This is a genomic window from Clostridium sp. UBA5712 (assembly GCF_002419845.1).
GTDB classification, from domain to species: Bacteria; Bacillota; Clostridia; order Clostridiales; family Clostridiaceae; genus Clostridium_J; species Clostridium_J sulfidigenes.
In genome coordinates, this window is record NZ_DIGW01000007.1 from 1,837 (window position 1) to 13,501 (window position 11,665).

Sequence of the window (11,665 nt, forward strand, 5' to 3'; positions counted from 1 at the left end):
CAGAGACTGGATATTACTACTTACAATCAAGATATTATAATCCTGAGTGGGGAAGGTTTATAAATATAGATGCTCTTGGTGGAGATGTAGGTGCATTGTTATCACATAATATATTTGCTTANNCAATGAGAGATGCTTCTTATAAGGTTATGAATAATTATTATTCTACTAAAAGTAAAGGTAAAAGTAGTTCAAACTTCAGTTATAAAGAAAGTGCTATTCAAGGATGAATTTCAGGAGCAATAGATGAAGTAGGTGGATGGGCAGCGAGTTTTTTTATAAAAGGAAAAAAGGTTTGGAAGGATCTAGATTATTTAACAATGGGTAAATATGTTACTAAATATAGCAAAGGAGCCAAAGCAGCAATGAAAGGGTTAGGTATTGTAGGTTCGGTTGGAATGACGGCATGGAATGCAAAAGGTAGTTTTGATAAAGGCGATACGTCTGGTGGAGTAATTGATATAGTAGCTGGTGCAACAGGACTTGCAGCAGTAGCAGTAGGAGCCGTAGGATTTGGATTAAGCATTGGCGCAGGTATTTTAATTGATAAAGCTTCATATAAAATAAAAGAATATTTCTAAGGGGGTGATTTGTTTGAAAGATAAGGTGAAGTATGTTGGAATAATGGGAGTTTTTTTTGGCATTGTCATAAATAGAATTTTAACTGCTAGATATGGAAATAGTGGAAGTATTATACTTGCTTCAGTAGCTTTGACATTAGTAGTAATATCAATGATTATAATAATAATAATGAAAAAGTTTTTAGAAGCACTAATACTATTACCTATTGTATTACCAGGCATAATTATGTTTATAGGTATATTTATTGATAATCTATATGTAGGTGGAGTGGGACTTATATCATTAATGATTGCATTACCTATAATGATTAAAGTTACACCTAAATTGAAAGATAAATATCGTTCTTAAAAGTATTATAATTATAAATATTAGTACTTTAAAAAATTTATAATATACTATAAATCAAAAATTTTAGATTAATTAATAAATATCCTATAGAATAACTTGACTAATAAGCTAATTCTATAGGATATTTTAGTTTCTAAAGATAAGAGAATATTATTAAAAAAAACTTACCTTATAGCCATAACACTATAGGACGAACTAAATCTAAAATATTAAACCTAGATAATAGAAAAACATTTAATACAGAGTATGAATACAAAGCTGGTTATGCAGGTTCAACAACTTCAATGGTATCATCAATAAAAAATGGCAATAGTGAAATAAAATATACCTATGACGACTTAGGAAGAATTGAAACAGTAAATAATAGTAAAGTAATAAAGTATTATTATGATAGTTTAGGACAGGTTGTAAGAGAAGATAATGGAGAACTTAATAAAACTCTAGCCTATACCTATGATCAAAGCGGAAACATTCTAAAGGTTACAGAATATGCACTAACAAGTAACGAAACACTAGGAGCAGCAACTAAAGCTGTAGATTATAGCTATGGTGATAATAATTGGAAGGATTAACAGAGTTCTTAGATTCTGTGAGAATGATTTTTTCGAGCAGAAGCTTAGAAATCGTTATCCAGGGATGTACTAGTTCTTAACTTCAATTTATTGGAGGTTTAGAGCTAGTAAGCCATCGGATAAGTTAACCTCTTACAATGGAAAAGCCATAACCTATGATGCAATAGGAAATCCATTAACTTATGATGGCTATACCTTTAAATGGGAAGGTGGAAGAACATTATACTCTATAACAGGAAATAGTAAAAACATTAGTTATAAGTATAATAGTGATGAAATAAGAACAGAAAAAACAGTAAATGGAGTAAATCATAAGTACACACTAGAAGGAAGTAATGTAGTATATGAAGAAATAACTAATGGAAGTAATGTAGATTAACAGAGTTCTTAGCTTGTGTGAAAATGGTTTTCTCTCACAGAAGGTTAGAAATCGTTATCTAGGGGCGTAGTAGCCCTTAGTGAAACTTAGGGATACTAGCCATCAGATAAGATTTTTTATAATTATGGTGATAATGGTTTAGTAGGCTTTACTCTAAATGGTAAAGAGTATTTCTACATTGGAAATGCACAAAGTGATATCATAGGAATAATAAACTCTATTGGAAAACAAGTTGTTTCTTATACCTACGATACTTGGGGTAAATTAAGATCTATAACAGGAGATAAAGCCTTAGGAGAAAAGAATCCTTATAGATATAGAGGATATAGATATGATACAGAGACTGGATATTACTACTTACAATCAAGATATTATAATCCTGAGTGGGGAAGATTCTTGAATGCAGATGCTATTGGTGGTAGTATAGGTGAATTGTTATCACATAATACTTTTGCTTATTGTAATAATAATCCTGTTATATCAAAAGATCCTAATGGTTTTAGACCTATGTATACTCAAGGAGAAGAAACAGCTGCAATGAGAGATGCTTCTTATAAAGTCATGAATAATTATTATGCTAACAAAGGTAGTTCAACATCAAATGGAAATTCAGGTTTTAACTATTGGGTCAGTGGAATTAAAGCTACAGGCGGAAGTATAGCAGATAATATTGGCAGTAAGGTTGGTAAGCTAATTAACACTGGTTATAGAAAAATTTGTGACATAAAAGCATTTGGACCAGCATTTAGAGTAAATGTAGCTGGAAAAAGTTTTTCCAAAAGTCTGGGTAAAAAGGCATTAGGTTATGTTGGAGATATTGGTATAGGTGCATATTCTGCAATCAACAGCTTCATCAAAGGAGACGTTACTGGTGGATTTATTGATTTAGGTGCTACAGTTGTAGGAATTGGTGCAGGATGGGCAATTGGAGTGGGAGTTGCAGCACTAATGACAGTAAGTGCTCCAGTTTGGGCCGTGACAGGTGCAACATTTATAGCTACAACTTCAGTCACTGTACTTATAGATTGGGGTACGAATAGAATAAAAGATAATATCAATGGGAGGTGATTAATGTGGATAAAAAGAATATTCCAAAGATGGGTGCAGCAATGGGTCTTTTTAGCTTGCTAATTATTAGAGCGTTATCTGAGAAATATGGAAATAATGCAAGAATAATGATTGGAGGAATATCAGTTATAATTGGAATATGTATTATATTATTTATTCTATGTATGAAAAAGTATGTTCTAGCATTACTATTATTAGGTGTAATGTTACCAGGTATAATTGGATTTATTGGCATGTTGTTAGATAATATATATATTGTAGGAGCTGGAATAGTATTAGTATTTATTATTATGCCTATAATAGCTAAAATTGCACCTAAATATAGAAAATGATAGGCAGAGTGATAAAGAATGCATCATAAGGAGTAACATTTATCATTATTAAGATTAAATTATAATTGTAATTAAATAAATAATTATTAAAAGTCAGTAGTAGTGAGTAGTTCACTTTACTGGCTTTTAATGATAAGTCTAATATAAAAAGTAACAATCTACAATTGATATATTTAAATGTGAATATGAAGGAACTATAATATCAATAGAAGGAAATAATGTAGTATATGAAGAAATAATTATATGGAAGTAATGAGAGTAACAGAGTTCTTAGCTTATGGGGAGGATGGGTTTCTCTCACAGAAGGTTAGAAATCGTTATCTAGGGGTACTAGCCATGAGATAAAATTTTATATAACTATGGAGATAAAGGCCTTGTAGGCTTCGTGCTAAATGATACTGAAGAATATTTCTACATTAGAAATGCTCAGAGTGGTATTATAGGCATAATAAACTCTATTGGAAAACAAGTTGTTTCTTATACTTACGATACTTGGGGTAAGTTAATATCTGTGGATTAAAAAGGAAACTCCTTTTCAGATTCATTCAAATGAGTAAGTTCCACTAACCAAATTAAAATTCGGAGTGTCACTTAAGGCATTAGGAGAAAAGAATCCTTATAGATATAGAGGATATAGATATGATACAGATATAGGTGTAATAAGTATATAAAAACTCTGTATGAATTTTGTGAATTAAGGTATAAAAAAATTAAATAGCGGTATGGAGGATATAAGGTATGAGCAAAAACAATATAGTAAATAGTATAATTTTTATTATAAGTATATATTTAAATTACAAATGGGTCTTTCCTATTCTAAGGACAGTTACATCCTTTGGTAACAATTTGGATAAATATGAAAGAAAAAAGGAACTTAAGAAAGGAGTAAAATATTTAGTTATAACAGTTATATATGTTGCTATAGTTACTTATTATTTGAATAATAGAAGGTAATATAAAATGAAGAGTTAGTGTTATAATTTGATAGTGCTTGCTGCACATGAGAGGTGATAAATATAAATCAAGTAGTTGTAGAAATTTTAATTAATGTAACATACATAATATTATTATTTATATTAATGTTAGTTGTATGGGTATTCTTTAAAGATTTATCTAAAAGACCAAGAGAAAAAAGTTCTGAAGTATTATATAAGTTTTGGATTAATTATTATAAGGTTCTAGCATTAGTTTTTATTGTTTTTAGCATTATATTTATAAGCAACTTAATGCTAAAGATAATAGATTTACTTACTTAAAGTTACGATATGGTTATAGCTATGAAGTAAAAGTATATAGAGATATAGTAAGAATCGTATATAAAAGAACAAAGGATAATTCAGAGGTTTTTATAGATGTAAGAATAAAGGAATTACTGGATAAATGGAATAAATAGTATATGTAAAAAAGGTGGTAGTGATTCTATAATTGAATGCTATAACTTTTTTTATTAAAGTAACAAATGAAAAGTAATCCGGCAAATGTTGCTTGTCCATAAAAACACATGTTTAGGAGGGGTTAAAATGAACAGCGATGAATTATTAAAAAAAATTCAGGATATAATTTTTTCAGTTCCGGGAGAAATATATAAATACAATCAGCCTAGTGATTGTTTTGATGATGATTGGAGAAAAGCTTCAACTCAAGAAAGGGCTTTTTTGTTAGTTGAAAGTTTGCTTATAAACCTAAACAAAAGCAAAACAGAAGAAAATACAAAACAAAAAGAAAATCTTGTTGAAGTTAAGATTGATAAACTACCAAGATTTTATAGCATAGCAGATGAAAATATATTCTTCAATGCTATTTACACCGTGCAATCCATAAAAGAAGTAATTGGAAATGGGAGGGAGTTATTTCTATATTATGATAAGAATATAACAAATGAAGAAAGAAATTTCATAGTTGGATTATTTAAAAGATATCAAATTCCTATCCCATCTATAATTAATAGTTAGTATTCAATAAAATAAGTATCAACTAGCTTAGTTGCTACTTAAAGTTACATATAACTATTCTGAAAAATATAAGTAGGAATTTGATTTATACCAATTATTATGTGAGAGACAGGAGTGATTCCTATCTCTATTTTTCGTATTAAATAATATTATAATTATACATTATATAGGAGAATTTTTTAAATTTTAGGTCTAGAAACATCATTAAAAGTCTGGATTAAACATTAGTTAAGTAATACTAAAATGGGGGATATTTAAGGAGGTAGTATATCAATTATGAATATAAAAGTTGGATTAATAATTATATTTATTACAATTCCATGTATAATTTTAACATTTAAAGCTGTACAGCATATTATGAAGGGGTTGCCAAGTGGAGAGAAAGTTAAAATGAAAGAATTAAAGATAGGATTAGTGTATATTATTATTATAATCATATATACGGTTATATCTAATTTAATTTTAATTAAATTACATTAACAACTAGATGGGGAGGTTATCGTGAATATTGTAGGAGATATTTTATTAAAAATTGCTTATACTATGTTAATGTTGATGATTTTTTTACTTTCTTATGTTGGATTTAAGGAAAGCTCTAAATCTCTTAAATCAAAAAAATATATTGGTAAAGATAAGTTCATGATGAATTGGCTCAGATTACTATGTGGTTTTTCTATATATGGTTGTGGAATGATAATAATTAAATTTATTATAGAAATAGTATTATATTTAATGAAAATATAATACAGAAAAATTAATTGTTTTTTAAAATATATTTTTATAAAGAAAAATTTACTATATAAAGCTTCGAAAGAAATATCTAGAAAAAATTTAATGTGGTAAATAAAGGAGTATTATGAAGTTGGTTGCGTAAAGTATATGTGATACACCCGATTTTAAGTATATTATATAGGGAAACATAAATAAAGTATAAAGTAGGCATTTTTATACAATCCCTAAATTAGTATAAATGGAGATTTAAGAAGTAACCTATGTATCTATAAAATAAAAATAAGTAATTTTAAAAATAAAAGGAAAATACTTATGAAGGTGATAGTTGTTCCAATCAAGTGGAATAACTATCACTTTTTCTTTTTATATGATATTACTTGTTAGTAAATTATATAGAAGGAAAAAGAGCGTTTAATGAAGAAATAATGAATGTACATTTAAGATATTATAATCCTATTTTATGGATATAAAAAGTTTTGCTACAGAAAAATCTTGGTTTAAACGTCAAATTTCTGTTGTATCTCTAGGCTCTAATTTTATACCACAACCATGGGGAGCAATTGTTGGAATAGGATCTGGAGGATTAAAGGATGCTTATGATTATATGCCAGAAAACATTCAAATTATGGTTGATTGGACATGTCAACCAATAATTAGTGCTCCATCAATGGGAATTAATTAAAAGATACCATTAAAGTTATACAAATATAAGTTGTTTAGAGATTAATATGAAGTAAATTGTAATTTAGAATAGAAATTAAAAGGGAGAATTAGGATCTATGAACAATAAATATTCAGTTATTAAAGATATAGTTGTTTGGATTATAATGTCTATTATTGGAACTATAATTTTTGTTAATACAACAAATATTTCTAAGATAAGTGCTATTATTATTAGTATAATAGCAACAGTAATAATTCTAGTAGCAAGTTATAATAATTATAAATTAGTAATATCTGATGAAGAAATTGTACTCTATAAATCATTTATAAAAAAGATACAAATTCCATTAGAAAATATAGTGGAAATAAAAATTGGTAATTCTTTTACGGGGAGCAGGATTCAGGGGGTGGTAAAATACATTTATATAAAAACAGCGGAAGATAATCATAAGTTTAATATTGTTAATATAGAGAGTGAACAGTTTTATGATGACATTAAAAATCTTGCAACTAAGCTAAATATTAAATATTTTAACAATCAGGAATAAACTATAAAATTATTTAATAAGTAATGTATGTATTAGAGTAGCAGTAAAAAAAGTAAACTTTAAAATAGTGAAGGGTTAATAACGGAATTACTACATAAATAGAATAAAAAACTTATGGAAAAAAGTGATAGTTATTAGTATAATTGAATGCTGTCACTTTTTCTATTAGGTTAGTAATGAAAAATATAGATTAATCATACTACAATAGGATGTTCAGTGGATACTTTTGCAGATATAGCAATAGGGACAGCAACAACAGTATTTATAGCAGCGGGAGTAGCTTACCTAGGAATAACAGCTCCATTATGGGGACTGCTCTTTTAGCATCTAGTATTAGTTATGGAGCATCAAGTTTGTTAGAAAATAAAATAACCAATCTAAAGAACTCAGTTATATCAGGGTTTTAGAAGGAGGAAAAAATGAAATCAGCTAAAATTAAACAAGTAGATGAGATGGAAATTAGAGATTTAAAGAAATTAAATGTTTTTATTTCAATAGGATTTATGGTAGGAAGTATATTTTTTAATTTGATGTTAAGTAGTGATGATGAAGTGTACCATAGAATAGCCCCAGTATTATTAGTACTTACTTTAATACTAAATATAATAACTATAATATTAAGCTTTAATAAGAAAAGAATATATAAAAGTGATTATATTTTAATTCCAATACAAGGAATTCTAGTAGCACTATCATTATATCTTCTTGCAGTAAATTGTTTAACATTAGAAAGCACAGTTACAAAAATAATAATATTTTCAAACTATATATTAGTAAATTTATATATTTTCTACAAAAGAATAATAGTAAAAAATGAAGACTATATTAGCAGTGTTAAAAAAGGTACCCATGGAAGATATATAAAGAGAGATTTAAGTGTTTCATTAATTGTAACTGCAATATTATTAACAATTGCTAAAGTTATAGACTCTAGTCCAATAATAATTGAAGAAGGTAATGGAAATGAGTTTATTTCAGGTATTTTTTTGATAGGAGTTACTGTATGTTTAAGTATTGTTTATATAATAGCAATATCTAACTATTTGTATAGTGTTAAGGATAAAAAATTCCCCAAAACATATTAAATTAATATGATAAAAACTTATATATATGATGTATAAGAAGGGTGTTATTAAAAATATAGTTACAATTTAGAAGTATTATACTTAATAAAAAATTAGAAATAAAATTTCGGTATACCTAATATACTGGAATTTCATTTATTTTATATACCATAGAATTAATTAGTTATTTTAGTTTTATATAAAAAGATTTAAAAGTATTTCTACGTAAATTTTACTTTAAATGGTATAAGTAAGTTTCAATAACTAAGTCCTTGAATTTTGATGTTAAATTTAAATATACCTTAGAAGGAAATGATGTATTTTATGAAGAATTAACTAAGGAAAGTTGTGTAGAAATCGTTATCTAGGGCGCAGTAACTCTTAGTAAAACTTAGGGATATAGCCATCAGATAAGATAGTATATGCCTATGGTGTTAATGGTTTAGTAGGTTTTACTCTAAATGGTAAAGAGTATTTCTACATTAGAAATTCACAGAGTGATATCATAGAAATAATAAATTCTATTGGAAAACAAGTTGTTTCTTATATTTATGGCACCTGGGGCAAATTAATATCTGTGGATTAAAAGGAAACTCCTTTTCATATTCATTCAAATGAGTAAGTTCCACTAACTAAATTTAAAATCGGAGTGTAACTTAAGGCCTTAAGAGAAAAGAATCCCTATAGATATATACTGAATATTAATACTTACAATCAAAACATATAATACTGAGTGGGGAAGAGTCTTAAATGAAGATGGGTTAGTATCTACAGGGCAAGGTATGTTATCTCATAATATGTTTGCATATTGTGCTAATAATCCCGTAATTTTTAAAGACCTATTAGAGTTGTCATATTATATGTCAAATGAATATGGTGGTAGAGGCGGTTTCGGGCTGCTGCTATGGTTGGTAGTGGAGCTTTAGCAGACACTGTAAAAGTAGCATGGTATGGCACTGTTGGAACAATAGTAGCTATTTGGAATATTATAACCTTTTCTAGTAGCGACACCACAAATAATAGTTCAAATAATAAATCAAAGCCAGAAAAACAAGAGAGAGCTAAAAATAAACTTAAATCAGATATTAAGGTGGAAGGGTCACATAGTACATTTAAGCAGAATCCTAATACAGGAGAGATAACTAATTATAAGATATGGTAACCAAATCTAAATAATTCTACAGGGCTTGAGTTAGAGAAAGGATATGATGGAATTGGTAAGTCACATAAGAATTCTATTACTGGAGAGAATCTTATGCCGCATGTGCATGATAAGACAGTGCCAGGAGGGGTTAGACGTCCTTTACCTTGGGAAATTCCAGGCAACCATTAACAAATTAATAATATAAAGAGGTGTAAATAAGATGAATATGATAGCATGGTTAAGTGAATGGTACAAAAGCAATTGTGATGGTGATTGGGAACACTATTATGGAATAAAAATAGATACGATTGATAATCCAGGATGGAAAGTAGATATAGATTTGGTGGATACTTATTTAGAAGATGTACAATTTAATACAGTTCAAATCTATGTTGATGATTTTAATTGGATTCATTGCAGTGTTGTAGATGGAATTTTTAGGGGAAGAGGTAGTACAGATAAGTTAGAAGAAATACTAAAAATATTTAGGCAATGGGCAACTGAAAATAAAAAATATCATTAATAAAGTAGTATAAATATATAAGAACAAAAGTGCTAAGAGTAAGTTAGAAAAGTAATAGTATAACGTCGTCAGACTAGAATATCTGTTGGCGTTTTTTATCTTTTTAAAAATACTAGTATTTTTAAAGATATTTTGATTATGAATAGAATTATAAAAATAAAGTAATTATACAAGATATTGAATGTTAGAAAATTATATAGAAGGAAAACGAGATATAGATAGTGCATTAGGTAAAAGAGGCTCGAAGGAGCGGGAACAGAAATCACGAGAGTTGCATAATAGTAAGAAGAAAAATGGTGATGCCAATTATAATAATAAGGCTTATGACGATTTAGTTAATGGAAATTTTCACAAATTTTATATAAGTCCTGTAGAGAAAATTGTACTTGTAGGCGCAGGTATAGCAATAATAGGTGGGACTATAGTTGAAGATGTAGCTACTGGCGGGTTAGGCATTGCAAATGATGGAATTACAATAACTGCTGGAGGAGCTTTAATTATAAGAGCATTTGGAGGATATTGATGTTTAAAGAGGAGGTGCTGACAATTGAATTTTGAAGAAAATTTCGATATGGGCGAGAAATATTACATTATTGGAGAGTACGAGAAGGCAATAGAATATTTTGAGAACTGCTATAAAATAAATAAGTCTAACGATTGTTTAAATTATATCGGATGCTGTTATTTAGGAATCAAAGATTATTATGCAGCCATTAAAATATTTAACTCAATAATAGAAGATTGTCCTAATTCAGAGAGACCAGTTTTTAATTTAGGTAGAGCCTACATGAAGTTAGGTGAGCTTGATACTGCATTAGATAACTTTAAAAAAGCAATTACTATAAATCCATATAGTGAAGATGGTTATTATTACTTAGGAGTATATCATCAACAGGTTGGTGAGTTAGAAATGGCAAAGATGTATTATAAAAAGTCGTTAGAAATAGACAATGAGCAGTCAGAAACTTATTTAAATTTAGGTATATGTTGCTTTGAGTTAAAATTATATGAAGAAGCATTAGAATCGTTTAGCCATTCATACAAATATGACAGAGAGTGTGTAGAAGCTATACAGAATAAAGCCTTAGTACATATTGAAATGAATGACTATGAAAGAGCACTAAAAGAACTATATGCTTTTAGTATTTTACAACCTGACGATATTGATAATGTACTAGATATTGCTCATTGTTATTATAAAATACTTGACTTTAAGAATTCCTATGTATGGTGCAAGAAGGCATTGATTATTGATTCAGATAATACATTTGCAAATAAACTTCTTAAAATTTTAAGTTTAAAGTTGAGAGAGTAAAATAAAACTATTAATTTATAAAATAGAGGTATTAATTATGAAAAACTTACTGAAGAATATTTTATGATTAGTTTCATATTTAAGATGTATTATTTCATATTAATATTAGTTTTATTACTCAACTCATAATAATAAAAGTGCATTAAACGATAATTTATAAGCGAAAAAGTACCTTAAAATGCAAATTGAATACCAGAATAAATATTCTAGGGCACTATCCTAGGAAATTATAACTTAGGTAGTGAAAATTTGATACAATAGCTTATTAAAGCTAATGAAAAACGTCGACATGTTCTGATACTTGTTGATGTTTTTTAGGTAAATTAAAGTAAAAGTTAATTATATTGTATTGAATGGTATAATAGAAAAACTAGCTGATGGAGCTAAATATGATTATATATCAGAAGGAAACAAGGTAGCTTATGAAGAAATAACTAATGGAA

Annotated in this window: 19 protein-coding genes; all 19 read left to right on the top strand. The window is 27.8% G+C overall.

Going from position 1 to position 11,665, the window contains the following annotated elements; genetic code table 11:
- Window positions 1-320: 320 nt before the first annotated feature.
- The 19 genes from B3B03_RS02350 (at window position 321) to B3B03_RS02440 (ending at window position 11,222) form a co-directional block, all read left to right on the top strand.
- Complete coding sequence (locus B3B03_RS02350) at window positions 321-581, top strand: hypothetical protein (protein ID WP_346876381.1); 261 nt, start codon at window positions 321-323, stop codon at window positions 579-581.
- A gap of 13 nt (window positions 582-594) precedes the next feature.
- Window positions 595-930 carry a hypothetical protein gene (locus B3B03_RS02355; RefSeq protein ID WP_346876382.1) on the top strand — a complete coding sequence of 112 codons (336 nt, stop codon included), beginning with the start codon at window positions 595-597 and terminating at the stop codon, window positions 928-930.
- Between the two features lie 284 nt (window positions 931-1,214).
- Window positions 1,215-1,502 (top strand): hypothetical protein, encoded by a 288-nt coding sequence (locus B3B03_RS02360; RefSeq protein WP_346876383.1) that lies wholly within the window; start codon window positions 1,215-1,217, stop codon window positions 1,500-1,502.
- 598 nt (window positions 1,503-2,100) lie between these two features.
- Window positions 2,101-2,949 carry an RHS repeat-associated core domain-containing protein gene (locus B3B03_RS02365; RefSeq protein WP_346876513.1) on the top strand — a complete coding sequence of 283 codons (849 nt, stop codon included), beginning with the start codon at window positions 2,101-2,103 and terminating at the stop codon, window positions 2,947-2,949.
- Window positions 2,950-2,954: 5 nt separating this feature from the next.
- Window positions 2,955-3,281, top strand: a complete 327-nt coding sequence (locus tag B3B03_RS02370) for a hypothetical protein (protein ID WP_346876384.1) — start codon at window positions 2,955-2,957, stop codon at window positions 3,279-3,281.
- A 385-nt stretch (window positions 3,282-3,666) separates the two neighbouring features.
- Window positions 3,667-3,801: a hypothetical protein gene (locus tag B3B03_RS02375; RefSeq protein ID WP_346876385.1), complete on the top strand. Its 135-nt coding sequence runs from the start codon at window positions 3,667-3,669 to the stop codon at window positions 3,799-3,801.
- Between the two features lie 218 nt (window positions 3,802-4,019).
- Window positions 4,020-4,235: a hypothetical protein gene (locus B3B03_RS02380; protein ID WP_346876386.1), complete on the top strand. Its 216-nt coding sequence runs from the start codon at window positions 4,020-4,022 to the stop codon at window positions 4,233-4,235.
- 53 nt (window positions 4,236-4,288) lie between these two features.
- Window positions 4,289-4,537, top strand: coding sequence for a hypothetical protein (locus tag B3B03_RS02385; RefSeq protein ID WP_346876387.1), 249 nt, complete (start codon window positions 4,289-4,291; stop codon window positions 4,535-4,537).
- A 264-nt stretch (window positions 4,538-4,801) separates the two neighbouring features.
- A complete protein-coding gene (locus tag B3B03_RS02390) occupies window positions 4,802-5,233 on the top strand; it encodes a hypothetical protein (RefSeq protein ID WP_346876388.1) in 432 nt (143 codons plus the stop codon).
- A 276-nt stretch (window positions 5,234-5,509) separates the two neighbouring features.
- The gene (locus B3B03_RS02395; RefSeq protein ID WP_346876389.1) at window positions 5,510-5,713 is read left to right on the top strand and encodes a hypothetical protein; all 204 of its coding nucleotides are present in this window, start codon (window positions 5,510-5,512) and stop codon (window positions 5,711-5,713) included.
- 21 nt (window positions 5,714-5,734) lie between these two features.
- Window positions 5,735-5,977: a hypothetical protein gene (locus B3B03_RS02400; protein ID WP_346876390.1), complete on the top strand. Its 243-nt coding sequence runs from the start codon at window positions 5,735-5,737 to the stop codon at window positions 5,975-5,977.
- Between the two features lie 448 nt (window positions 5,978-6,425).
- The gene (locus tag B3B03_RS02405; protein ID WP_346876391.1) at window positions 6,426-6,647 is read left to right on the top strand and encodes a hypothetical protein; all 222 of its coding nucleotides are present in this window, start codon (window positions 6,426-6,428) and stop codon (window positions 6,645-6,647) included.
- 97 nt (window positions 6,648-6,744) lie between these two features.
- On the top strand, window positions 6,745-7,176 hold the full coding sequence (locus B3B03_RS02410; RefSeq protein ID WP_346876392.1) for a hypothetical protein: 432 nt from the start codon (window positions 6,745-6,747) through the stop codon (window positions 7,174-7,176).
- A gap of 419 nt (window positions 7,177-7,595) precedes the next feature.
- Window positions 7,596-8,261 (top strand): hypothetical protein, encoded by a 666-nt coding sequence (locus B3B03_RS02415; protein WP_346876393.1) that lies wholly within the window; start codon window positions 7,596-7,598, stop codon window positions 8,259-8,261.
- Window positions 8,262-9,022: 761 nt separating this feature from the next.
- Window positions 9,023-9,166, top strand: a complete 144-nt coding sequence (locus B3B03_RS02420) for a hypothetical protein (RefSeq protein WP_346876394.1) — start codon at window positions 9,023-9,025, stop codon at window positions 9,164-9,166.
- Complete coding sequence (locus B3B03_RS02425) at window positions 9,145-9,402, top strand: hypothetical protein (protein WP_346876395.1); 258 nt, start codon at window positions 9,145-9,147, stop codon at window positions 9,400-9,402. The genes B3B03_RS02420 and B3B03_RS02425 overlap by 22 nt, the downstream gene beginning before the upstream one ends.
- 202 nt (window positions 9,403-9,604) lie before the next feature.
- Window positions 9,605-9,907 carry an immunity 53 family protein gene (locus B3B03_RS02430; RefSeq protein ID WP_346876396.1) on the top strand — a complete coding sequence of 101 codons (303 nt, stop codon included), beginning with the start codon at window positions 9,605-9,607 and terminating at the stop codon, window positions 9,905-9,907.
- 181 nt (window positions 9,908-10,088) lie between these two features.
- On the top strand, window positions 10,089-10,430 hold the full coding sequence (locus tag B3B03_RS02435) for a hypothetical protein (protein WP_346876397.1): 342 nt from the start codon (window positions 10,089-10,091) through the stop codon (window positions 10,428-10,430).
- A gap of 24 nt (window positions 10,431-10,454) precedes the next feature.
- Entirely contained in the window at window positions 10,455-11,222 is a 768-nt protein-coding gene (locus B3B03_RS02440; RefSeq protein ID WP_346876398.1) for a tetratricopeptide repeat protein, read from the top strand.
- The last annotated feature ends 443 nt before the right edge of the window (window positions 11,223-11,665 follow it).

Bases quoted from the DNA above. Each gene is read 5' to 3' on its own strand.
- B3B03_RS02350 (WP_346876381.1), top strand. From the start codon at position 321: ATGGGTAAATATGTTACTAAATATAGCAAAGGAGCCAAAGCAGCAATG.
- B3B03_RS02360 (WP_346876383.1), top strand. From the start codon at position 1,215: ATGGTATCATCAATAAAAAATGGCAATAGTGAAATAAAATATACCTAT.
- B3B03_RS02380 (WP_346876386.1), top strand. From the start codon at position 4,020: ATGAGCAAAAACAATATAGTAAATAGTATAATTTTTATTATAAGTATA.
- B3B03_RS02390 (WP_346876388.1), top strand. From the start codon at position 4,802: ATGAACAGCGATGAATTATTAAAAAAAATTCAGGATATAATTTTTTCA.
- B3B03_RS02395 (WP_346876389.1), top strand. From the start codon at position 5,510: ATGAATATAAAAGTTGGATTAATAATTATATTTATTACAATTCCATGT.
- B3B03_RS02405 (WP_346876391.1), top strand. From the start codon at position 6,426: ATGGATATAAAAAGTTTTGCTACAGAAAAATCTTGGTTTAAACGTCAA.
- B3B03_RS02410 (WP_346876392.1), top strand. From the start codon at position 6,745: ATGAACAATAAATATTCAGTTATTAAAGATATAGTTGTTTGGATTATA.
- B3B03_RS02415 (WP_346876393.1), top strand. From the start codon at position 7,596: ATGAAATCAGCTAAAATTAAACAAGTAGATGAGATGGAAATTAGAGAT.
- B3B03_RS02420 (WP_346876394.1), top strand. From the start codon at position 9,023: ATGTTATCTCATAATATGTTTGCATATTGTGCTAATAATCCCGTAATT.
- B3B03_RS02425 (WP_346876395.1), top strand. From the start codon at position 9,145: ATGGTTGGTAGTGGAGCTTTAGCAGACACTGTAAAAGTAGCATGGTAT.
- B3B03_RS02430 (WP_346876396.1), top strand. From the start codon at position 9,605: ATGAATATGATAGCATGGTTAAGTGAATGGTACAAAAGCAATTGTGAT.
- B3B03_RS02435 (WP_346876397.1), top strand. From the start codon at position 10,089: ATGTTAGAAAATTATATAGAAGGAAAACGAGATATAGATAGTGCATTA.